This window comes from Mitsuaria sp. CC2, assembly GCF_048957715.1.
Taxonomy (GTDB): Bacteria; Pseudomonadota; Gammaproteobacteria; order Burkholderiales; family Burkholderiaceae_C; genus Roseateles.
This window is the reverse complement of record NZ_JARVXN010000014.1, coordinates 142654-164377: the sequence shown is the minus strand read 5'-3', so window position 1 is coordinate 164377 and position 21724 is coordinate 142654. Positions and strand designations below refer to the sequence as shown.

The 21724-nt window shown below is 68.6% G+C and carries 19 protein-coding genes; 9 read left to right on the top strand and 10 right to left on the bottom strand.

Annotation, left to right across the window (positions count from 1 at the left end; all coding sequences use genetic code 11):
• Positions 1-30: 30 nt before the first annotated feature.
• The gene (gene cgtA, locus PV762_RS10475) at positions 31-1236 is read left to right on the top strand and encodes an Obg family GTPase CgtA (protein ID WP_421034972.1); all 1206 of its coding nucleotides are present in this window, start codon (positions 31-33) and stop codon (positions 1234-1236) included.
• Positions 1237-1275: 39 nt separating this feature from the next.
• A complete protein-coding gene (gene proB, locus PV762_RS10470) occupies positions 1276-2433 on the top strand; it encodes a glutamate 5-kinase (RefSeq protein ID WP_421034971.1) in 1158 nt (385 codons plus the stop codon).
• A 27-nt stretch (positions 2434-2460) separates the two neighbouring features.
• Here the strand turns inward: proB and PV762_RS10465 are convergent, their stop codons facing one another.
• Positions 2461-3189: an RNA pyrophosphohydrolase gene (locus tag PV762_RS10465; protein WP_421034970.1), complete on the bottom strand. Its 729-nt coding sequence runs from the start codon at positions 3187-3189 to the stop codon at positions 2461-2463.
• 136 nt (positions 3190-3325) lie between these two features.
• On the opposite strand from PV762_RS10465, the gene PV762_RS10460 reads away from it, so the two are divergent.
• The 3 genes from PV762_RS10460 to PV762_RS10450 all read left to right on the top strand — a co-directional run bounded on the left by PV762_RS10460 (position 3326) and on the right by PV762_RS10450 (position 6919).
• A complete protein-coding gene (locus tag PV762_RS10460; RefSeq protein ID WP_421034969.1) occupies positions 3326-5068 on the top strand; it encodes a proline--tRNA ligase in 1743 nt (580 codons plus the stop codon).
• Positions 5065-6165: a DUF418 domain-containing protein gene (locus PV762_RS10455; protein ID WP_421034968.1), complete on the top strand. Its 1101-nt coding sequence runs from the start codon at positions 5065-5067 to the stop codon at positions 6163-6165. Before PV762_RS10460 ends, PV762_RS10455 begins: the two co-directional genes overlap by 4 nt.
• Positions 6166-6277: 112 nt before the next feature.
• Complete coding sequence (locus tag PV762_RS10450; protein ID WP_421034967.1) at positions 6278-6919, top strand: lytic transglycosylase domain-containing protein; 642 nt, start codon at positions 6278-6280, stop codon at positions 6917-6919.
• Here the strand turns inward: PV762_RS10450 and PV762_RS10445 are convergent.
• From PV762_RS10445 to hemA, 6 genes are all read right to left on the bottom strand, one after another.
• Positions 6910-7503, bottom strand: a complete 594-nt coding sequence (locus PV762_RS10445) for a UbiX family flavin prenyltransferase (RefSeq protein ID WP_421034966.1) — start codon at positions 7501-7503, stop codon at positions 6910-6912. The two genes, PV762_RS10450 and PV762_RS10445, sit on opposite strands and share 10 nt — an antisense overlap.
• Positions 7503-7817 carry a Grx4 family monothiol glutaredoxin gene (gene grxD / locus PV762_RS10440; protein WP_377160166.1) on the bottom strand — a complete coding sequence of 105 codons (315 nt, stop codon included), beginning with the start codon at positions 7815-7817 and terminating at the stop codon, positions 7503-7505. The genes PV762_RS10445 and grxD overlap by 1 nt, the downstream gene beginning before the upstream one ends.
• A gap of 209 nt (positions 7818-8026) precedes the next feature.
• Complete coding sequence (locus PV762_RS10435) at positions 8027-8644, bottom strand: hypothetical protein (RefSeq protein ID WP_421034965.1); 618 nt, start codon at positions 8642-8644, stop codon at positions 8027-8029.
• A gap of 206 nt (positions 8645-8850) precedes the next feature.
• Complete coding sequence (prmC, locus tag PV762_RS10430; protein WP_421034964.1) at positions 8851-9690, bottom strand: peptide chain release factor N(5)-glutamine methyltransferase; 840 nt, start codon at positions 9688-9690, stop codon at positions 8851-8853.
• Positions 9687-10778: a peptide chain release factor 1 gene (prfA, locus tag PV762_RS10425; protein WP_421034963.1), complete on the bottom strand. Its 1092-nt coding sequence runs from the start codon at positions 10776-10778 to the stop codon at positions 9687-9689. Before prfA ends, prmC begins: the two co-directional genes overlap by 4 nt.
• 127 nt (positions 10779-10905) lie before the next feature.
• Positions 10906-12234 carry a glutamyl-tRNA reductase gene (gene hemA / locus PV762_RS10420; RefSeq protein WP_421034962.1) on the bottom strand — a complete coding sequence of 443 codons (1329 nt, stop codon included), beginning with the start codon at positions 12232-12234 and terminating at the stop codon, positions 10906-10908.
• 140 nt (positions 12235-12374) lie between these two features.
• Here hemA and PV762_RS10415 point away from each other — a divergent pair, with 140 nt between their 5' ends.
• Positions 12375-12647, top strand: a complete 273-nt coding sequence (locus tag PV762_RS10415) for a hypothetical protein (RefSeq protein ID WP_421034961.1) — start codon at positions 12375-12377, stop codon at positions 12645-12647.
• 77 nt (positions 12648-12724) lie between these two features.
• On the opposite strand, the gene miaB is transcribed toward PV762_RS10415, so the two are convergent.
• The 3 genes from miaB to PV762_RS10400 form a co-directional block, all read right to left on the bottom strand.
• Positions 12725-14065, bottom strand: a complete 1341-nt coding sequence (miaB, locus tag PV762_RS10410) for a tRNA (N6-isopentenyl adenosine(37)-C2)-methylthiotransferase MiaB (protein WP_421034960.1) — start codon at positions 14063-14065, stop codon at positions 12725-12727.
• A gap of 93 nt (positions 14066-14158) precedes the next feature.
• On the bottom strand, positions 14159-14623 hold the full coding sequence (locus PV762_RS10405; protein WP_421034959.1) for a hypothetical protein: 465 nt from the start codon (positions 14621-14623) through the stop codon (positions 14159-14161).
• 62 nt (positions 14624-14685) lie between these two features.
• Positions 14686-15351: a L,D-transpeptidase gene (locus PV762_RS10400; RefSeq protein ID WP_421034958.1), complete on the bottom strand. Its 666-nt coding sequence runs from the start codon at positions 15349-15351 to the stop codon at positions 14686-14688.
• Between the two features lie 462 nt (positions 15352-15813).
• Here PV762_RS10400 and PV762_RS10395 point away from each other — a divergent pair, with 462 nt between their 5' ends.
• The 3 genes from PV762_RS10395 to PV762_RS10385 are packed head-to-tail and all read left to right on the top strand — an operon-like array spanning position 15814 to position 21723.
• Positions 15814-19074: an efflux RND transporter permease subunit gene (locus PV762_RS10395; RefSeq protein ID WP_421034979.1), complete on the top strand. Its 3261-nt coding sequence runs from the start codon at positions 15814-15816 to the stop codon at positions 19072-19074.
• Positions 19064-20278 (top strand): efflux RND transporter periplasmic adaptor subunit, encoded by a 1215-nt coding sequence (locus PV762_RS10390; RefSeq protein ID WP_421034957.1) that lies wholly within the window; start codon positions 19064-19066, stop codon positions 20276-20278. The genes PV762_RS10395 and PV762_RS10390 overlap by 11 nt, the downstream gene beginning before the upstream one ends.
• Positions 20275-21723 carry an efflux transporter outer membrane subunit gene (locus PV762_RS10385; RefSeq protein ID WP_421034956.1) on the top strand — a complete coding sequence of 483 codons (1449 nt, stop codon included), beginning with the start codon at positions 20275-20277 and terminating at the stop codon, positions 21721-21723. The genes PV762_RS10390 and PV762_RS10385 overlap by 4 nt, the downstream gene beginning before the upstream one ends.
• Position 21724 lies beyond the last annotated feature (1 nt).

Sequence of the window (21724 nt, the reverse complement as noted above, 5' to 3'; positions counted from 1 at the left end):
ATAGCCCCGCTCCGGGACTGAAGGCCATCCATGAAGTTCGTTGACGAAGCCACCATCGATATCGCCGCCGGCAACGGCGGGGCGGGCTGCGCCAGTTTCCGCCGCGAGAAGTTCATCCCGTTCGGCGGACCGGACGGCGGGGACGGCGGCCGGGGCGGCAACGTCTTCGCGATGGCCGATCGCAACCTCAACACGCTGATCGACTACCGCTATGCGCGCCGCCACGAGGCCCGCAACGGCGAGGCCGGTCGCGGCTCGGACCAGTTCGGCGCCGCCGCCGAGGACATCACCTTGAAGGTGCCGGTCGGCACCATCGTGCGTGACCTGGAGACCGACGAAATCATCGCCGAGTTGATCGAGCCCGATGTGCCGGTGCTGCTGGCCAAGGGCGGCGACGGGGGCTTCGGCAACCTGCACTTCAAGACCTCGACGAACCGCGCGCCGCGTCAGAAGACGCCCGGCTGGCCCGGCGAGGCCAAGAAGATCAAGATGGAGTTGCGTGTGCTGGCCGACGTCGGTCTGCTCGGTCAGCCCAACGCCGGCAAGTCGACGCTGATCGCGGCCGTGTCCAACGCGCGCCCGAAGATCGCCGACTACCCCTTCACGACGCTGTACCCCAACTTGGGCGTGGTGCGCGTGGGGCCGGAGAAGAGCTTCGTCATCGCCGACATCCCGGGCCTGATCGAGGGCGCCGCCGAAGGCGCCGGCCTTGGCCACCAGTTCCTGCGCCACCTGCAACGCACGCGTGTCCTGCTGCATGTGGTCGACCTCGCGCCCTTCAATCCGGATGTCGATCCGGTCGCAGAGGCCAAGGCCATCGTCAAGGAGCTGAAGAAGTACGACGAGGCGCTCTATGAGAAGCCGCGCTGGCTGGTGCTGAACAAGCTGGACATGGTGCCGGTGGAAGAGCGTGCCGCCCGCGTGAAGGACTTCGTCAAGCGCTACAAGTGGAAGGGGCCTGTGTTCGAGATCTCCGCGCTGACGCGCGAAGGGTGCGAACCGCTGATCCGCACCATCTACGACCACGTGGCGGCGATCCAGTCGCCGCCGGTGGAGGATCCGGACGCGCGCTTCGACGAGCCGACGATCGATCCGCCGAAGGCTTTCCAGGAAACGCGCAAGACCCGCGCCACGAAGAACAAGGCGGTCAAGGCGGCGAAAGCCGACAAAGCCGAGAAAGCGGAGAAGGCTGAAAAGCCGCCCGAGCGCGATCCGCGCTTCGATCCGCTGCCCTGACTTCCGGCTCCGCACTCACGGCTCCCTGATCCTCCTCGCATGAGCAACGGCAATCTGACTGGCAACCTGGGTGGTGAACTGGCTGGTGTCCTCAAGGACGCGCGACGCATCGTCGTGAAGGTCGGTTCCAGTCTCGTGACGAACGAGGGTCGCGGCGTCGATGCCGAGGCGATCGGCAACTGGTGCCGGCAGCTCGCGGAGCTGGCGCGCGAGGGGCGTGAGGTCGTGATGGTGTCCAGCGGCGCGATCGCCGAAGGCATGAAGCGCCTGGGTTGGGCGAGCCGCCCGAAGGAATTGCACGAGCTGCAGGCCGCGGCGGCCGTCGGGCAGATGGGCCTGGCGCAGATGTACGAGACCAAGCTGCGCGAGCAGGGCCTGACCAGCGCGCAGGTGCTGCTGACGCATGCCGACCTGGCCGACCGCGAGCGCTACCTGAACGCACGTTCGACGTTGCTGGCGCTGCTGCAGCACCGTGTGGTGCCGGTGATCAACGAGAACGATACCGTCGTCAACGACGAAATCAAGTTCGGCGACAACGACACGCTGGGCGCGCTGGTCGCGAACCTGGTCGAAGCCGATGCGCTGGTGATCCTCACCGATCAGAAAGGTCTGTACTCGGCCGATCCGCGCAAGGACCCGAACGCCCGCTTCATCGACCGCGCGACGGCCGGCAAGCCCGAGCTCGAGGAGATGGCCGGCGGTGCCGGGACCAGCCTCGGCCGCGGCGGCATGATCACCAAGATCCTGGCGGCCAAGCGCGCGGCCAGCAGCGGCGCGAACACCGTGATCGCCTGGGGTCGCGAGCCCGACGTGCTGCTCCGCCTGGCCGGCGGCGAGGCGATCGGCACGGCGCTGATGGCGTCGACTGCCAAGCTCGCGGCACGCAAGCAGTGGATGGTTGATCACCTGCAGCTTCGCGGGAAGGTCGTCGTCGACGCTGGCGCGGCGATCAAGCTGCGGGAAGAGGGCAAGAGCCTGCTGCCGATCGGCGTGCAGGAGGTGTCGGGTGAGTTCCATCGCGGCGATGTCATCGCGGTCGTCGACCTCGCCGGGAAGGAACTTGCGCGTGGACTCACCAACTACGGCAGCGCCGAAGCACGCCTGATCGCCCGCAAGCCGTCGTTCGACATCGAGCGCGTGCTGGGTTACGCGGCCGAGCCGGAACTGATCCACCGCGACAACCTCGTGCTGCGCTGAGGCGGCACGCGAGCGCCGCGGAAGCGCTCAGTCCTTCGAAGGCTCTGCGGGACCGCCGTGAGCGGCACCCGGCGGCGACACCTCGCGACCGTCGTGCGGCGTCTGATGCGTGGTTTCCGCATGCGCCGGGCCGTCATGCTCATGGGGCCGTGGATCGAAGCGCTCGTGCCGGTGGTGGTCCTGATCGCCGTGATGATCTGCGTGATCGCCGTGCCCGCCGTGGCGATCGCCGCCGCGCGGCGGCGGCCGCATGCCGGCGCGCAGGTAGCGGTTGTGGTGATTCAGGCGCGGCAGGAATCGCGCGAGCTCGGTCAGCGCCATCTGATACACGCCGCGCTTGAACTCGATCACGGCCTCCAGCGGCACCCAGTACTCGTTCCAACGCCAGGCGTCGAACTCGGGGTGGTCGGTGGCGCGCAGATTCATGTCGCTGTCGCGACCCATCATCTGCAGCAGGAACCAGATCTGTTTCTGTCCGCGGTAATGCCCCCGCGCGTCGCGCCGGATGAAGTGGTCCGGGACTTCATAACGCAGCCAGTCCCGCGTGCGCGCGATGATGCGCACGTGGTCCGCAGTGAGGCCCACTTCCTCATGCAGCTCTCTGAACATCGCCTGCTCGGGCGTTTCTCCATGCTTGATGCCCCCTTGGGGGAACTGCCAAGAATGGGTGCGTATGCGCTTGCCCCAGAACACCTCGTTCTTGTGGTTGAGCAGGATGATGCCGACGTTGGGCCGGAAGCCTTCACGGTCGAGCATAATCAACCTTCAAATCATTCGTTGGATTGATTATTGCACCCGGGCAACAACCCGGCGCGATCATCGCTAACCCTCGGTGATGCACGGTGTTTTCCGCGGCGGCCCGGCTGACCGCGGACTTTTATTTTCTGCGCCCATGAAAGCCTCCCAGTTCTTCATCTCCACGCTCAAGGAAGCGCCCGCCGATGCGGAAATCGTCAGCCACAAGCTGATGATGCGGGCCGGCATGATCAAGCGCCTGGGCGCCGGCATCTACAACTACATGCCGATGGGACTGCGCGTGATCCGCAAGGTCGAGCACATCATCCGCAGCGAGATGAACCGCGCCGGCGCGGTCGAGCTGCTGATGCCGGTCGTGCAACCGGCCGAGCTGTGGCAGGAGACGGGCCGCTTCGACAAGATGGGCCCGGAGCTGCTGCGCGTGAAGGATCGCCACGGGCGTGACTTCATCATCCAGCCGACGTCGGAGGAGGTCATCACCGACATCGCGCGCCAGGAGTTGCGCAGCTACAAGCAGCTGCCGAAGAATTTCTATCACATCCAGACGAAGTTCCGCGACGAGCGCCGGCCCCGTTTCGGGATCATGCGCGGCCGCGAGTTCACGATGAAGGATGCGTACTCGTTCGACCGGGACAAGGACGCGGCGGGTCGCAGCTACGATGCGATGTACTCGGCCTACGGCCGGATTTTCGACCGCCTGGGCCTGCAGTACCGCGCCGTGGCGGCGGACACCGGCGCGATCGGCGGCGACCGCTCGCATGAATTCCAGGTCATCGCCGAGACCGGTGAAGACGCCATCATCTACTGCCCGACCAGCGACTACGCGGCCAACATCGAGCTGGCCGAGGCGCTGTCGCTGATCGCCACGCGCGGCGCCGCGACGCAGCCGCTGACGAAGACGCCGACGCCCGGCAAGGCCACCTGTGCCGATGTCGCCGACCTGCTGAAGCTGCCGCTGTCGCAGACGGTGAAGTCGCTGGTGCTGGCGACCGACGAGCTCGACGACGACGGCAACATCGTCAAGTCGCAGGTCTGGCTGCTGCTGGTCCGCGGCGACCACGACCTGAACGAAGTGAAGGTCGGCAAGCTTGAAGGCCTGAAGGGCGGCTTCCGCTTCGCCACGGCCGCCGAGATCGACACCCACTTCGGCTGCAAGCCCGGCTACCTGGGCCCGATCGGCCTGAAGCAGCCGCTGAAGGTCATCGCGGACCGGACCGTCGCCCACATGGCGGACTTCGTCTGCGGCGCCAACGAGGCCGACTTCCACTTCACCGGTGTGAACTGGGGCCGCGACCTGCCCGAGCCCGATCTGGTGGCCGACATCCGCAACGTCGTCGAGGGCGATCCCTCGCCGGACGGCAAGGGCGTGCTGGCGATCCAGCGCGGCATCGAAGTCGGCCATGTCTTCTATCTCGGCACGAAGTATTCGGCCGCGATGAACGCGAGCTACCTCGACGAGACCGGCAAGCCCCAGCTGATGGAGATGGGCTGCTACGGTATCGGTGTGACCCGCATCCTGGGCGCGGCGATCGAGCAGAACCATGACGAGCGCGGCATCGTCTGGCCCGACGCGATCGCGCCGTTCACCGTCGTGGTCTGCCCGATCGGCATGGACCGCAGCGAGGACGTGAAGGCCGCGGCGACGAAGCTGCACGAGGAACTGCTGGATCTTGGCATCGACGTGCTGCTGGACGACCGCGGCGAGCGCCCCGGCGCGATGTTCGCCGACTGGGAACTCGTCGGCGTGCCTCACCGCGTGGTCATCTCCGACCGCGGCCTGAAGGAAGGCCAGGTCGAGTACCAAGGCCGCCGCGATGTCGCCGCCACCAAGCTGGCGCTGGCCGACGTCGTCCCCCATCTGAAGCAACGACTGGCGTGAACACGGCCCGTCCGCCGCAGCGTGTCGCGGCGGTGGACGCGCTGCGCGCGCTCGCGCTGTTCCCGGTGGTGGCCGTCAACTGGGTGGGTTATCCGGCCTTGCCGGATGCGGGGCCCCTCAGTCCGCCGTCGCCCGTCGACGGTCCCCTGGCCCAGATCGTGTCCTGGTTCCTGCACGCGCTCATCGCGGGCAAGGGCATTGCGCTCCTCGCCTTCCTGTTCGGCTACAGCCAGGGCCTGTCCCAGTCGCGAGGCGAGGAGGCCCTGGGCAAGCGTCGACGGCGCCTCGCGAAGCTGCTGACACTCGGCCTGCTGCACGGCACGCTGCTCTACATGGGCGACATCCTGACGCTCTATGCGGTCTCCGGCGCGGTGCTGGCGATCTGGGCCGGGCATTCGATGGCGATGCTGAAGGTCCGGCTGCGGGTGCTGATCGGATTGGAGCTTGCGGTGATCGCACTCACAGTCCTGATGGCCAGCATGCCGCTGTCGGGCGAGCCGTCGATGGCGCTCTCGGCGCCGGCGGCCTGGGGCGACTGGACGCTGCGCAACGCGGGTCACTTCATCACGTCGACCATCGCCTTCGCCACCTTGGGCTTGCCGACGCCCTTGCTGCTGATGACCGCCGGGTTGATGGCCGCGCGCTTGCGGCTGTTCTCCCATCCGCGTTGGGAGCCCGCATTGCGGCGCTGGTCGCGTCGCGCGTTGTGGCCGGCGGTGGCGGTGAACATCGCGTTCGCCTCGTTGCTCTGGCCGGGGCTGCGCGACGGCGACAGCCATGTCACCGGCCGCTACGCGATCTTCTACCTCTATCCGACGATGCTGCTGCTGAGCGCCGCCGTGCCCGCGCTGGTGCTGCGCCTGCGCCGCGATCCGCGGCTGCTGGACGTGCTCGCGCCGTTGGGGCGGCACACGCTCAGCCTGTACCTCTTCAGCTCCGTCCTGAGCTTCGTGTTGTTCAGCGGTGCGGGCCTGGCGTGGCAGCCGGGCACGGTGGTGGCGGCCGGCCTCGCGCTCTCGTACTGGACCGGCGGCCTGCTGCTCGCGCGCGTGCGCGGTCCGCGACCTTTGCCGCTGGAACGCTGGCTCTCCCGCTGACGGCGGCGGCGCACGCCGTTATGCTGCCGCGCCTCGGCCTCTCGCTTGTCGATCGAGTTCCGATTTCCCCCTGATCCCCTGATCCCCTGATCCCCTGATCCCCGCCGTTCCCGTGACTGACTCTGGCTTCAAGACGATTGCTCCCACCTCGCGCCGCGCGCTGCTGCTCGCCGGCGCGGCCAGTTGCCTGCCGCGTCCGGCGTTCGCCGGCGCCCAGGTGGAGGAGCCGCTGGCCGATGCAGTCCGCTCCGCGATGTCGGCCGCGATCGCCTCGGACGCGCCGCCCAAGCCGCATTTCGATTCGATCGAGCCGCGCCTGGCCTACCTGCGCTGGCTCGGCGAGATGAGCGAGCGCATGAAGCGCAAGAAGAGCGAGACCCAGGTGCGGATCGAATTCCTGGAGACCCTCTGGTACGAGAGCGCCCGCGCGGGCCTGGAAACCGCGCTGGTGCTGGGCCTGGTGCAGGTGGAGAGCGGCTTCAAGAAGTACGCGATCAGTGTCGCGGGCGCGCGCGGCTACATGCAGGTGATGCCGTTCTGGATGCGCTCCATCGGCGACGGGCAGGTCTCCCGGCTGTTCCACATGCAGACCAACCTGCGCTTCGGCTGCGTGATCCTGCGGCACTACCTGGACCGCGAAAAGGGCGACCTGTTCCTCGCGCTGGGCCGCTACAATGGCAGCCGGGGGCGCGCCGAGTACCCCAACATGGTGATGGGCGCCCGCAAGGGCTGGTTGATGCCGGGTCAGACCTGAGGTCGAAGCCCCCGCCACGCCTGCGGCGTCGCGCCGGGCAGTTGCGCGAGTTCGAGCACGCGCTCGACGGTCTCGGCCACCATCTCGTCGATCGAAGTCGGCTTCAGGTACAGCGCCGGCAGCGGCGGGAAGACGATGCCGCCCATCTCGGTCACCGCGGTCATGTTGCGCAGGTGGGCGAGGTTGAACGGCGTCTCGCGCACCATCAGGATCAGACGGCGACGCTCCTTGAGCGTGACGTCGGCGGCGCGGGTCATGAGGTTGTCCGACAGCCCGTGCGCGACCGCGGCGAGCGTGCGCATCGAGCAGGGCGCGATCACCATCGCGGCGGTCGGGAAGCTGCCGCTGGCGACGCAGGCGCCGATGTCGCCGGGCGCGTAGGCGAAGTCCGCCTCGCGCTCCAGCGCGTCGCGCGCGAGCCCCAGTTCATGGTGGGCGTTGAGCACGCCCGCGGGGCTGAGGACCAGATGGGTCTCAGCGCCGATCGCGCGGGCCCGGCGCAGCAGTTGCAGCCCGTACGCGGCGCCGGTCGCGCCGGTGATGCCGACGATCAGGCGCGGCCGAGATGCCGCGGCCGCGGTCATCAGGCCTTGGCCAGCAGCTGCTGCAGCTCGCCGCTCTCGTACATCTCCATCATGATGTCGGAGCCGCCGACGAACTCGCCGTCGATGTAGAGCTGCGGGATGGTGGGCCAGTTGGCGTAGTCCTTGATGCCTTGGCGGACGCTCTCGTCCTCGAGCACGTTGAAGGTCTTCAGCTCGCTGGCGCCGCTGGCCTTCAGGATCTGGATCGCGCGGCCGGAGAAGCCGCACATCGGGAACTGCGCGGTGCCCTTCATGAAGAGCACGATGCGGTTGCCCTTGACCAGGTCGTCGATGCGTTGCTGAACGTCGCTCATGGCGGAGATCCTCTGAAAGCTGATGCGGGAAGGCGTGTGCGGTGCGCGGCAGGATCCGTTCCGGGGTCCAGGGACCTGGACCGTCACCGAGCTGCGCGATGAGAGGATTATCAAGCAGCGCGCAAGCCCGCGCTGGGCTGGGCTCAAACCGTTCGCCTGGCCTCAGCCGGGCGGCTCCACCCGGTCGGCTCGATCCGGTGCGGACCGGATCAGAAGCTGTAGCTGACGCCCAGCTGGATGACCGGCTTGTAGCGCAGGTCCTGCGACAGCTCGGCCTGCGGGGCGCTGTTGCCCAGACGCAGGCTCGAAGCACCGCCGCCCACCACGCCCACGTCGGCGCTGAAGCCCCAGCCGTTGCGCAGCGAGTAGCTGGTGTAGCCGACGCCCACATAGGAGAGCGACAGGTTGGGTTCGCGCTCCGGCCCGGTGAGCAGGCTGAGGCTGCGGCGACCGGCCGACAGCGACGGCGTGACCGTCGCGGCCTGGCCCAGCGCCACGCCGGAACTGCTCTGCAGCAGCGACATCGGGCCGAGCATCAGGCCGCCGGTGGCCCGCAGGCCGCCGCGCGTGCCGGCGCCCATGCCGGATCCGGTGAGGTAGTAGTCCGCCAGCAGATTGGCGCTCAGCACGCGGCTGCCGCTGCGGGCGTCGAAGGAGAGGCTGTCGTTGTCCTGGGTCTGGCTCAGCTGCAGCCGGCCCTGCCAGCTGGTGAAGGCCTTGCGGTCCGGTTTCAGTTGCAGGCCCTGTTGGGCCCACGCGGCGCCGACCATGCAGACACTGCCGGCCAGGACCACGGCAAGGCGCAGGAGCAAGGGGGCGGCGCTCATGACAGGTCTCCCAGACTCACGACAAACCCGTTTCAAGATGGATCAAAACGGGCACCAAGTCAGACCATGCTACGCCCGGGCCGGTTACCGCGCCAGATCGAGTTGAGGGGGTTTCCAGGCACTGTTGCGGATTCCCGGCGCAGTTTCTCGCAGTGTGGAAACAGTCTGTGAGGCGCGCCACATTCCTGTGCGGGCCGCCACATTCCTTACGCCGGCCAGCGGCCGCCGCTGGCGCGGGGTTGACCGCCCAGATCGCGCCGGTTCTCGACGTCGACGAAGCCTCGTGCGCTCAGCAGACCGGCCACTGCCTCGGCCTGGTCATACCCATGTTCGAGGAGCAGCCATCCGTTCGGACGCAGCCGGGCCGGCGCGCCGTCCACCAGCTCGCGCAGGTCGGCCAATCCGTCGCCTTCCGGCGTCAGCGCCATCCGGGGTTCATGCCGCAGCGCATCGAGGTGATGGTCGTCCCCCGCAACGTACGGCGGGTTACTGAGGATCAGGTCGAATGCCGATTGACCCGCCAGCGGCTCGTACCAATGGCCGAGGTGGCTGTCGACCGCCAGACCCAGCCGGCGGGCGTTGTCCTGGGCCACGGCGAGGGCGCCCGCACTCGCATCGATCATCCGGACGTCCGCGTCGGGACGTTGCGACTTGATCGACAGCGCGATCGCACCGGTGCCGGTGCCCAGGTCGACGACCCGGGGCGCGGACAGTCCCTCGAGGCGTTCGAGCGCCCACTCCACCAGCACCTCGGTGTCCGGCCGCGGGATCAGCGTGTCCGGCGTGACGCGCAGCGTGAGGCCGAAGAACTCCTTCTCGCCGGTCAGGTAGGCGAGCGGCACGCCGTCGAGGCGGCGGGCGAGCCAGTCCTGGAAGCGCTCCTGCTGGCGCGCATCGAGCGGATCGGTGTCGTGCGCGATCAGCCACGCGCGCGAGACGCCGAGCAGTGCCTGCAGCAGGTACAGCGCTTCGGCGCGCGGCAGGCCGGCGGCGATGGCGGCACGTGCTGCGCCGACGATCGTCAAGGCCCCATCGGGGGTGCTCATGCCTGACCGCCTTCCAGCGCGGCGAGCTGTTCAGCGGCCTGCGCCTGCTGCAGACCTTGGAGGACGTCGTCGAGGTCGCCGTCCATGATCGCGCCGAGCTTGTAAAGCGTCAGGTTGATCCGATGGTCGGTCAGGCGTCCCTGGGGGAAGTTGTAGGTGCGGATGCGGTCGCTGCGGTCGCCGGTGCCGACGAGGCTCTTGCGCTGCGCGGCCTCCTTGGCGGCACGCTCGTTGCGGTCCTTGTCGCGCAGCCGCGCGGCGAGCACCGCCATCGCCTTGGCCTTGTTGCGGTGCTGGCTGCGGTCGTCCTGGCACTCGGCGACCAGGCCGGTCGGCAGGTGCGTGATCCGGATCGCGCTGTCGGTCTTGTTGACGTGCTGTCCGCCCGCGCCGCTGGCGCGGAAGGTGTCGATGCGCAGTTCGGCGTGATTGAGCTGGATCTCCTCGGCCTCGTCGGGTTCCGCCATCACCGCGACCGTGCAGGCGCTGGTGTGGATGCGCCCCTGCGATTCGGTGGCGGGCACGCGCTGCACGCGGTGGCCGCCCGACTCGAACTTCATCTGCCCGTACACGCCGTCGCCGTCCAGGCGCAGCACGATTTCCTTGTAGCCGCCCAGGTCCGATTCGCTCACGGACAGCACCTCGCAGCGCCATCCGCGGCCTTCGGCGAAGCGCGTGTACATGCGCGTCAGATCGCCGGCGAAGAGCGCCGATTCGTCGCCGCCCGCGCCGGCGCGGATCTCGAGGAACGCGGGTCTGTCGTCATCCGGATCGCGAGGGATGAGCGCGAGCTGCAACTCCTGGTCGAGCTGCGCCAGATCGGCTTCGGCGCCGGCGATCTCCTCGCGGGCCATCTCGATCATGTCGGCATCGCCGCTGTCGAGCAGCTCGCGCGCCGCGACGAGGTCCTGCTCGCGCTGCACGTAGCGCCTGTAGCGCTCGACCAGCGACGACACCTCCGACTGCTCGCGCGTCAGCGCGCGGTAGCGCTTCATGTCGGCGGCGGCGCTGCCGTCGGCCAGGGTGCTGTCGAGCTCCGCCAGCCGGTAGCCGAGGCGGTCGAACTTCTGGCGCAGGGCGTCTTTCATGGGGGATGGGCAGCGAGGGCGGGGAGAACGAAGCGGCGGAGGGACGATCGGTCGATGGACCGGGAGCAGGGCGGCAGGGGGTGCCGAAGAGCAGCCGGTGCCGGCCGCTCGCGCGCGGAACGCGCCGCTACGAGTCCGCTTCGTCGCCGAGCGCGTCCGGGCGGACGCCCGTGGTCTTCGCGCCGCCGCGCAGGAACAGCCGCGACACGGTCTGCGCCATCTGCAGGCGCTGCTCGCCGTCGCTGCCGTTCAATTCGGCCATGGCGCCGTGCAGCATCTTCTGTGTCAGTCCGCGCGCCAGCGCGTCCAGCACGCTGTCGATGTCCTCGCCCTTGGCGATCAGCTTGCGCGCGCGCTGGATCTCGGCCTGACGCCAGGTGTCGGCCTGCTGATGCAGGGCCTGGATCAGCGGCACCGTATGGCGCTGGCCCAGCCAGTGGACGAAGCTCTGGACGCCGGACTCGATGATGGCTTCCGCCTGCTGGACCGCGGCCTGGCGCTTCTCGCCGGCGGTCTGGACCAGCTGGGAGAGGTCGTCCACCGTATAGAGGTAGACGTCGTCCAGCTTGGCGACTTCCTGTTCGATGTCGCGGGGCACCGCGAGGTCGACCATGAACATCGGCTTGTGGCGGCGCTTCTTCAAGGCGCGTTCGACGGCGCCGAGCCCGATCAGCGGCAGGCTGGAGGCGGTGCAGGAAATCACCGCGTCGAATTCGTGCAGGCGGTCGGGAAGGTCGGCCAGCCGGAAGGCCTCGCCGCCGAGCTGATGGGCGAGCTTCTCGCCGCGTTCCTGGGTTCGGTTGGCAATGGCGATCGCCTTCGGCGCCTTGGCGGCGAAATGCGTGCCGACCAGCTCGATCATCTCGCCCGCGCCGACCAGCAGCACCTTGATGTCGGTGAGCTTCTCGAACAGCTGCGAGGCCAGACGCACGGACGCCGCGGCCATGCTGATCGAGTGGCTGCCGATCTCGGTGGAGCTGCGGACTTCCTTGGCCACCGAGAAGCTGCGCTGGAACAGCTGGTGCAGCGTCGTGCCGAGCGTGCCGGCCGAATCGGCCTCGCGCACGGCCTGCTTGAGTTGGCCGAGGATCTGCGGTTCGCCCAGCACCATCGAGTCCAGCCCGCTGGCGACGCGGAAGGCGTGCCGCGCGGCGGCGCCGTCCTCGACCACGTAGGAATGGTCCATCAGCATTGAACTGCCGACCCCGCCCATCTGCGCCAGCCAGTCGACGGCGGGGCGGACCATGTCGGCATCGCCGGCGACGTAGAGCTCGGTGCGGTTGCAGGTGGAAAGGATGGCCGCTTCCGCGGCGGCGGTGCGACGGCGCTGATTCGTGCCGATCTGGTCCTGGAAACGCAGCAGCGTCGGCGCCAGTTGCTCGAGCGTGAACGCGAAACGTCCACGCAGATCGAGCGGCGCGGACGTGTGGTTCAGACCCAGGGCAAAGACGGACATGCGGCGATTATAAAATTCCCGCCCGGCCCGTGTCTCGCACGGGCCTTGGCGGCGCGCTCATCGCCCCGGGATGCGTCAAGGAAAGACGCCTTTCCACCGCCGTCCCGTTACATCTACCTCTCGCCCGGAGCGACCGACCCGTGGATCCACTCGACGCCGTCTGGCATTTCGGCAACCTGTTCCTGCCCGCCTGGGGCGTCGCGGCGCTGATGGCCGCCGCCCTCAAGCTGATCTGCCGGGAGACCGTCTCAGGCATGCGCTGGCGCACGCTCGCCCTGTGGGGCGGCGTCGGCGGCTCGCTCGGCCTGTTCGCCGCGCTGATGCTCCTCGGCGCCGACGGCACGATGGCCGGCTACGGCCTGATGCTGCTCGGCATCACGGTCACGCAGTGGGGCGTCAGTTACAAGCGATGAGCCTGGCGGGGCGCGGGCTGACGCCACGCGCTACCGCTTTCGAGTGAGGCGTACCGGCCCTTCAGCCCACCCGCTCGTCAGCCCTGCAGGTCCTCGGTCACCGGCACCTCGCCGCGCAGCGAGTGCGCGAAGGCTTCGGTGATGTGCATCGGGATGATCTGGTGCATCAGGCGCTCGTGGCCCTTGAAGTTGACGATGCGGTTGCACTCGGTGCGGCCCATCAGCTCGGTGGCGTCGCGGCGGGCGTGGCCCGAGACCAGCACCGGCACGGTCTTGCCGACCATGCTGTGGTTGTAGCGGATGGCGGTTGCCTCGATCTCGGCCTGCAGCTCCTGCAGACGGCGCACCTTCAACTCATGCGGCGTGTCGTCGGCCAGGTTGGCCGCCGGCGTGCCGGGACGCGGGCTGAAGATGAAGCTGAACGAGGCGTCGAAGCCGATGTCGCGCACCAGCTGCATGGTCTTGGCGTGGTCCTCGTCCGTCTCGCCGGGAAAACCGACGATGAAGTCGGAAGCGATGCGGATGTCCGGCCGGATGGCGCGTAGCTTGCGCACGATGCTCTTGAACTGCAGCGTGGTGTAGCCGCGCTTCATCGCCATCAGGATGCGGTCGGAGCCGTGCTGCACCGGCAGGTGCACGTGGTTCACCAGTTTCGGGATCGTGCCGTAGGCGTCGATCAGGCGCTGGCTGAATTCGTTGGGATGGCTGGTGGTGTAGCGGATGCGCTCGATGCCGGGGATCTCGGCGACGTATTCGAGCAGCAGCGCGAAGTCGGCGATCTCGTCCGTGCCGCCCATGCTGCCGCGATACGCGTTCACGTTCTGTCCGAGCAGCGTCACTTCCTTGACGCCCTGGTCGGCCAGTCCGGCGACCTCCTCGAGCACGTCCTCGAAGGGTCTGCTGACTTCCTCCCCGCGGGTGTAGGGCACGACGCAGTAGGAGCAGTACTTCGAGCAGCCTTCCATGATGGACACGAAGGCCGAGGCGCCTTCCACCTTGGCCGGCGGCAGGTGGTCGAACTTCTCGATCTCGGGGAAGGAGATGTCGACCTGCGGGCGCGACTGCTGCTGGCGCTGGGCCAGCATCTGCGGCAGGCGGTGCAGCGTCTGCGGTCCGAAGACCACGTCGACGTAGGGCGCGCGCTCGATGATCGCCGCGCCTTCCTGGCTGGCAACGCAGCCGCCGACGCCGATCATCACGCCCTTGGCCTTCAGGTGCTTGATGCGGCCCAGGTCGGAGAACACCTTCTCCTGCGCCTTCTCGCGGACCGAGCAGGTGTTGAACAGCACCAGATCGGCCTGATCGACGTCGGTGGTGGGCTCGTAGCCTTCGGCGGCGCGCAGGACGTCGGCCATCTTGTCCGAGTCGTACTCGTTCATCTGGCAGCCGAAGGTCTTGATGAAGACTTTCTTGCTCATGGGGAGCTCCGGGAGTCGGAAGGAATGCGGCGGCCCCGCGCAGTGCGCCGATCCGGTGGTCGGTTGGCGCGGCGCGGGTGGAGGCTCAGTGGATCAGGGCTTGCGCCAGACCTGGCTGGCCTGGTCGAACACCAGCTTCGAGGCCTGGTCCGGCGTGGTCGGCCAGGTCTTGTTGGCCAACTCGACCTCGTTCAGCACCCAGACGTCCATCAGCAGGCCGCTGATGTCGGTGGTGTACAGCACGACGACCTTCTGGCCATACAGCGAGCCGGGCGTGGCGACCTGGTCGACCGCGTTGCGGATCCGGGCGCCCGGGGCAAGGCGCGCCGCCTTGCCGTTGAGCTTGACGTCCGGCGTGACGCCGACGATCAATTCACCGCGCAGCGCGCGCTGCGGGAAGTAGCGATGGCCCGGGGCGATCTGGGCCTGGGCGGGCGTCGGCGTCGCGATCGCGGCGATCCCCCCGAAGGCGGCGACGAGCGAGAGCAGGGCGGTGCTGGCGGCCGCCGCCATCATCGGACGACGGCGGGGCAGGGCGGGCGAGGCACAGCGGTACATGGTGTAGATCCAGTGGCTGCGGAAATGCGCAAGGGCGCAAGTGTAGCGGGGGTGTTCCCAGCTCAGAGACGCCCGGTGGCGGTGTTCTGCGCGACGGCCGCGGAGCCGGGTTCGGGCAGCACGTAGACGACGCCCGGTCCGCGGCCGAGCACCGGCGCGACGACCCGGTCGAAGAACTCGCCCGCGACGACCACGCAACCCAGCGAGATGCGGTTGTCGTCCGGCGACGGCGACGCGAGGCGCTCGGCGCGACGCTCGTATGCCGGGCTCGGACGCAGCCGGTGGATGGCGAACGCGGCGTCGTAGTCGACCCAGATGACGGTCTCGCCCTTGAGGTTGGGACCGGGCTGGCTGTCGTAGCGACCGGAGGGCGTCGTGCGCAGCGCCGGCGGGATCCCGGTGTTCACCATCTGGCCGACGCCGGGGGCGACGGTGTCGCCGCGGGCCAGGCCGAGTAGCGCCGACGCCGCGCCGACCAGTTGGCCGTCCGCGTTGAAGACGAAAAGCTTGGCTTCCTTCTTGTCGACGACCGCGAAGGGGCGCCCCTTCGCGTCGAAGCCCTCGAACGCCGCACGCGCCGCGGCGCGCGCTTCGGGAGAGGCGGTCTCACCGTGGAAATCGACCGCGAGCGGCGCGATATGCGTGGCAGAAGGGGCAAGTGGCGCATGGACGGCGGGTTCGGCATGAACCCCTGCGACGCCCAGCGACATGGCGGCAACGGCCGCCATTGCCATCCATTTCCGCTTCACCTGTTTCGATTGATCCAACCACCACCCGATCGACTGCATACGGCCCGATGTCCTTCTGGCGGACGTTCTGGCTGGCGCCGGCTGAGGCCGGGGCGAGTCCGCTGGGGCCGCATATTAAGGAGCAACAGCGTATTCCAACGGTCGATCTGTCGGCAAAAACGGCAGGATTTTCCCGTGAATTTGTAAGACGTGCGCGTTGCGGCACCAGTCGACGTACGTTAGGTGCGCGATGGGAACTTCCGCCCCGCACTTGGTCCCGGTTCGCACCATCCCGATGCAGGCCGCCCAAACGCGGGGTGAGTGACCCCGTACGCGTACGGTCATTACCGATCAGCAATACAGGGGCGCGTGCCGACACACAGAATCCGCGCTCGACAAGACCGTCAAACGGTCTTCCACCAGAGAAGCACCGATGACAACGATCGTGGGAACCCGTCCATGCTGATGGCCGCCGTGCGCGTCGCGCTGCGACGCCCTTACACCTTCTTCGTGCTGGCGCTGCTGCTGTTGATCATCGGCCCGCTGGCCGCCGTGCGCACGCCGACCGATATCTTCCCGGAGATCAAGGTGCCGGTCATCGCGGTGGCCTGGCAGTTCACCGGACTGCCACCGGACCAGATGGCCGGGCGCATCTCGACGCTGTTCCAGCGCTCGCTGACGACCACCGTCAACGACATCGAGCACATCGAGGCCAACACCTATCCCGGCGTCTCGGTGGTGAAGATCTTCTTCCAGCCGGGGGTGAACATCTCGGTGGCCAACGCGCAGGTCACCGCGATCGCACAGGTCGCGGTGCGGCAGATGCCGGCCGGCACGACGCCGCCGCTGATCCTGAACTACAACGCCGCCACGGTGCCGATCCTGCAGCTGGCGCTGTCGGGCAAGGGGCTATCGGAACAGCAGCTCTTCGACCTCGGCTTCAACACGATCCGCACGCCGCTGGTGACCGTGCCCGGCGCGGCGATCCCGCTGCCCTACGGCGGCAAGCAGCGCCAGGTGCAGATCGACATCAATCCCGCGGCGCTGCAGGCGCGGGGCCTGTCGGCGCAGGACGTGGCCACCGCGCTGGCGACGCAGAACGTGCTGACGCCGATCGGGACGCAGAAGATCGGCGAACTCGAGTACACGCTGCAGCTCAACAGCGCGCCCTCCGCGATCGAGGAACTGGGCCGGCTGCCGGTGAAGGTGGTCAACGGCTCCACGATCTACCTGCGCGACGTCGCCGACGTGCACGACGGCAACGCGCCGCAGACCAACATCGTCCATGTGGACGGCGGTCGCTCGGTGCTGATGTCGGTGCTGAAGAACGGCGCGGCGTCCACGCTCGCGATCGTCGACGGGGTGCGCGCCAAGCTCGCCGACCTGCGGCCGTCGCTGCCCGACGAGCTGGAGGTCAAGCCGATCAACGACCAGTCCGTCTTCGTGCGGGCCGCCATCAAGGGCGTCGCGATCGAAGGCGCCATTGCCGCGGCGCTGACCAGCGCGATGATCCTGCTGTTCCTCGGCAGCTGGCGGTCGACCGTGATCATCGCGGTGTCCATCCCGCTGTCCATCCTCGGATCCATCATCGGCCTGGCGGCGATCGGCGAGACGCTGAACCTCATGACGCTGGGCGGGCTCGCGCTCGCGGTCGGCATCCTGGTCGACGATGCGACGGTGACCATCGAGAACATCAACTGGCACCTGGAGCACGGCAAGGGCGTCGAGGAATCGATCATGGACGGCGCACGCCAGATCGTGACGCCGGCCTTCGTCTCGCTGCTGTGCATCTGCATCGTGTTCATCCCGATGTTCTTCCTGGAAGGCGTGTCGCGCTTCCTGTTCGTGCCGATGGCCGAAGCGGTGATCTTCGCCATGGCGTGCTCGTTCATCCTGTCGCGCACACTGGTGCCGACGATGGCCAAGTACCTGCTGCATCCGCATGCGCCGCTGACCGACGGTCACGGACATCTGGCGCAGCCGCCGTCGCGCAACCCGCTGGTGCGCTTCCAGCGCAACTTCGAGGCCCGCTTCGAGAGCGTGCGCGAGGGCTACAGCCGCCTGCTGGCGGCCGCGCTGGGACGCAAGAAGCCGTTCCTGCTCGGCTTCACGGCGGTGGTGCTGGTGTCCTTCGCGCTGGTGCCCTTCATCGGCAGCAACTTCTTCCCGCAGGTCGATTCCGGCCAGATCCTGATGCATGCGCGGGTGCCGGTGGGTACGCGGGTCGAGGAAACCGCCGCGCGCTTCGCGAAGATCGAGCAGGCCATCCGCCGCGTGATCCCGTCGGAGAAGATCGAGACCATGGTCGACAACATCGGCCTGCCGCCGTCGTCGATCAACCTGACGTACAACAACACCGGCGTGCTGGGCACCTCGGACGGCGACTTCCAGATCGCGCTGAAGGAAGGGCACGCGCCCACGGCGGACTATGTGCGGCAATTGCGCCAGGTCCTGCCGCGCGAGTTCCCGGACACGACCTTCTCCTTCCCGCCGGCCGACATCGTCAGCCAGATCCTGAACTTCGGCGCGCCCGCGCCGATCGACGTGCAGGTACGAGGGCGCGACGTGGAGTCCAACTTCGCCTACGCGCAGCAGCTGCTCAAGCGGATCAAGGCGATCCCCGGCGTGGCCGACGCGCGCATCCAGCAGTCCGACAAGGCGCCGACCTTCAATGTCGACGTCGATCGCACGCAGGCGCAGCTGCAGGGCCTGACCACGCGCGACGTCGCCAACAGCCTGGTGGTGAACCTCGCCGGCAGCAGCCAGGTCGCGCCGACCTTCTGGTTGAATCCGCAGAACGGCGTCAGCTACTCGATCGTGATGCAGACGCCGCAGCATCAGCTGGACTCGCTGGCCGCGCTGAGCAACCTGCCCATCGGCAACGGCAGCCAGCCGGGCACCTCGACGCTCGGCGGCGTGGCGAGCTTCCAGCGCGTCAACAGTCCGGCGCTGATCAGCCAGTACGACGTGGCCACGATGGTGCAGATCCACGCGACCACGCAGGACCGCGACCTCGGCGCCGTCGCGCGCGACATCCGGAAGGTGATCGCCGAGACGCAGGTCGACGTGCCCAAGGGCTCGAACGTGCAACTGCTCGGCCAGGTGCGCACCATGGACCGCGCGTTCTCGGGGCTGCTGTTCGGACTGCTCGGCGCGGTGGTGCTGATCTACCTGCTGATCGTCGTGAACTTCCAGTCGTGGCTGGATCCGGCGGTCATCGTGTCGGCGCTGCCTGCGGCGCTGGCCGGCATCGTGTGGATGCTGTTCGCGACCGGCACGACCTTGTCGGTGCCCGCGCTGACGGGCGCGATCATGTGCATGGGCGTGGCGACCGCCAACAGCGTGCTGGTGATCAGCTTCGCGCGGGAGCGGCTGGACGCACTCGGCGACGCCACCGCCGCCGCGATGGAAGCGGGCTTCGTGCGCTTCCGTCCGGTGCTGATGACGGCGTTGGCGATGGTCATCGGCATGCTGCCGATGGCGCTGGGCCTGGGCGAAGGCGGCGAGCAGAACGCGCCACTGGGACGCGCCGTGATCGGCGGCCTGGTCTTCGCCACCTTCGCGACGCTGGTCTTCGTGCCGGTGGTGTTCAGCATCGTGCACCGACACCACCGCAAGACCGGACCCGCCGCCGACCTTTCCGATCCGAACGGACTGAACGACTTGACCGCCGGCGCCGCCACCGCGCTGCCCGGGGCGGGAGATGCTTCCCATGCGAACTGATCACGACCACACCGCGGTGTCCTCGCGTCCTCCCGCGCGCTTCAAGCTCGCCGCGACTGTCGCGGTCGTCATCGCGATGGCGGTGGTGGCGGCGGGCCTGTGGTCCCGCAAGTCCAACGCCGAGCAACTGCGGACCGCCGCCGACGAACGCGGCCAGCCCAGCGTCGCGCTGGTCTCGCCGCAGCCGCTGACCGAAGGCGGACTGGAGCTGCCCGCGCGCATCGAGGCGTGGTCACGCGCGCCGATCTACGCACGGGTCAGCGGCTACCTGAAGCGCTGGAACGTCGACATCGGCGGCAAGGTGAAGGCGGGGCAGCAGCTCGCCGAGATCGAGACGCCCGACCTCGACCAGCAACTGATGCAGGCCAAGGCCGAGCTCGCGACCGCACGCAGCAATGCCGCGCTGGCGGCGAGCACCGCCAAGCGCTGGCAAGGGCTGCTGGAATCGGATTCGGTGTCCAAGCAGGAAGTGGATGAACGAACCGGCGACATGACCGCCAAGCAGTCGCAGGTCACGGCGCTGCAGGCCAACGTGGATCGCATCGAAGCGCTGAAGCGCTTCACGCAACTGACGGCGCCGTTCGACGGCGTCGTCACCGCGCGCAACACCGACGTCGGCGCGCTGATCAACATCGGCGGCGCGCCGGGCAGCGAGCTGTTCGTCGTCTCCGACACGCGCAAGCTGCGCGTCTACGTGAACGTGCCGCAACGCCAGGTCGCGCAGGTGCGCGCTGGGGGCCGGGCCGCGCTGACGGTCCCCGAGCGGCCCGGCCAGCGTTTCGCCGCGACGGTGCAGTCGACCTCGCAGGCCATCAACACGGCCAGCGGCGCGATGCTGGTGCAGCTCGCCGTCGACAACGAGAAGGACGAGCTGCTGCCGGGCGGATTCGCGACGGTGCGATTCGACGGCGCCGCGCCTGCCGTGGCTGGCGCGCAGGCGACCGGGCAAGCGAACGCGGCGGTCTCTCTGCCACCGGGTGCCGTGATCATCAACAAGGACGGCGTGCAGGTCGCGACCGTCGATGCGGGCAATCGCGTGAAGCTGCGCAAGGTCACGATCACACGCGACATGGGCACACGCATCGAGCTCGGCGGCGGCCTGACCGCGGCGGACCGCGTCATCGCGAATCCGCCGGACGGCATTGCCGATGGCGACGTCGTGCGCGTCGCGCAGCCGGTGGCCGCCGTGAAGGGGCGCACATGAAGGCATCCGTGACGGCGCTCGCGGTCGCCGCGTTGATCGCCGGCTGTGCTGAGCCCCCAAAGACGGTGCTGCCCGACGTGCCGATGACGACGGGCTTCAAGGAGGCGCGAGGTCCATGGGTCGAGGCGGGATCGTCGACGACGGCGCCCATCGCCTTCGACGGCTGGTGGAAGGGCTACGGCGATCCGGAGCTCGACGCGCTGCAGCAGCGGCTGATCGCGAACAGCCCCGATCTCGCGTCGGCGCTCGCGCGTTATCAGCAGGCCAAAGCGGCGACCGACAGCCTCCGCTCGGCGCAATCGCCGACCCTGAACAGCGCTCTGAACGGCCAACGCATCCGGCAGTCGGAGAGTCGTCCGCTGCGCGTGCTCGGACCGACCTCGCCCGATTGGTACAACAGCGCGACGCTGGGCCTGGATCTGAGCTACGAAGTCGATCTGTGGGGGCGCATCTCGCAGCAGGTCCGCGCCGGCCTGGCGTCGGAGCGGGCGGCGGCGGCGGACCTCGCTGCGGCGCGGCTGGCGCTGCAGGCGCAACTGGCCGATTCGATGCTGCAACTGCGCGGACTCGATCGCGACAACGCGCTGCTCGCCGATGCCGAAGAGGCCTACACGCACGCGTTCGACCTGATCTCGCGCCGTCACCAGGCCGGCATCGCGTCCGGTCTTGACCAAGCACGTGCGGAGGGCCAACTGGAATCGGCGCGTTCGCAGCGCCGGCAGTCGCAGGCGCAGCGCGCCGTGCTGGAGCACGCGATCGCCGCGCTGGTCGGTGCCAACGCCTCGAACTTCCGCATCGAGCCGGCCGCTTCGCTGGATCTGGCGGTGCCGGTCGTGCCGACGGGCCTGCCGTCGACCTTGCTGGAGCGCCGTCCCGACATCGCCGCGGCGCAGCAGCGCGTGGTGGCGGCGACCGCGACGCTGGGCGTGGCGAAGACGGCGTTCTTCCCCTCGGTCGTGCTGAGCGCGCAGGGCGGCTTCCAGAGCAGCGACTTCGGTCGTTTCCTTGAAGCGCCCAACCTGTTCTGGGCGATCGGACCGACGCTGGCCTACAACCTGTTAGACGGCGGCCGACGCAAGGCCGAGGAAGCGCGCGCGTCCGCGGCGCTGGACGAATCGGCGCAGCGCTATCGCGGCACGGTGCTCGCGGCGTTCCAGCAGGTCGAGGACCAACTCGTGCTGCTTGATCGCTACGGCGAGGCGCTGGCATCGGAGAACAAGTCGGTCGCCGCGGCGGAGCGCTCGCTCGCGCTGGCGACGAACCGCTATCGCGCCGGCGCGGCGGCTTACCTCGAAGTGGTGACGTCGCAGACGGCCGGTCTGCAGGCGAGGCGCAGCGCGGTGGACCTCGCCACGCGGCAGCGCCGCGCCACGGTGGCGCTGGTGAGGGCGCTCGGTGGGGGATGGCAGGAGCCGGTGGAGATGAAGGCGGACGCGCAGCGTTGAA

Coding starts and splice junctions, on each gene's coding strand:
- cgtA (WP_421034972.1), top strand. CDS start 31: ATGAAGTTCGTTGACGAAGCCACCATCGATATCGCCGCCGGCAACGGC.
- proB (WP_421034971.1), top strand. CDS start 1,276: ATGAGCAACGGCAATCTGACTGGCAACCTGGGTGGTGAACTGGCTGGT.
- PV762_RS10465 (WP_421034970.1), bottom strand. CDS start 3,189: ATGCTCGACCGTGAAGGCTTCCGGCCCAACGTCGGCATCATCCTGCTC.
- PV762_RS10460 (WP_421034969.1), top strand. CDS start 3,326: ATGAAAGCCTCCCAGTTCTTCATCTCCACGCTCAAGGAAGCGCCCGCC.
- PV762_RS10445 (WP_421034966.1), bottom strand. CDS start 7,503: ATGACCGCGGCCGCGGCATCTCGGCCGCGCCTGATCGTCGGCATCACC.
- grxD (WP_377160166.1), bottom strand. CDS start 7,817: ATGAGCGACGTTCAGCAACGCATCGACGACCTGGTCAAGGGCAACCGC.
- PV762_RS10435 (WP_421034965.1), bottom strand. CDS start 8,644: ATGAGCGCCGCCCCCTTGCTCCTGCGCCTTGCCGTGGTCCTGGCCGGC.
- prmC (WP_421034964.1), bottom strand. CDS start 9,690: ATGAGCACCCCCGATGGGGCCTTGACGATCGTCGGCGCAGCACGTGCC.
- prfA (WP_421034963.1), bottom strand. CDS start 10,778: ATGAAAGACGCCCTGCGCCAGAAGTTCGACCGCCTCGGCTACCGGCTG.
- hemA (WP_421034962.1), bottom strand. CDS start 12,234: ATGTCCGTCTTTGCCCTGGGTCTGAACCACACGTCCGCGCCGCTCGAT.
- miaB (WP_421034960.1), bottom strand. CDS start 14,065: ATGAGCAAGAAAGTCTTCATCAAGACCTTCGGCTGCCAGATGAACGAG.
- PV762_RS10405 (WP_421034959.1), bottom strand. CDS start 14,623: ATGTACCGCTGTGCCTCGCCCGCCCTGCCCCGCCGTCGTCCGATGATG.
- PV762_RS10400 (WP_421034958.1), bottom strand. CDS start 15,351: ATGGCGGCCGTTGCCGCCATGTCGCTGGGCGTCGCAGGGGTTCATGCC.
- PV762_RS10390 (WP_421034957.1), top strand. CDS start 19,064: ATGCGAACTGATCACGACCACACCGCGGTGTCCTCGCGTCCTCCCGCG.
- PV762_RS10385 (WP_421034956.1), top strand. CDS start 20,275: ATGAAGGCATCCGTGACGGCGCTCGCGGTCGCCGCGTTGATCGCCGGC.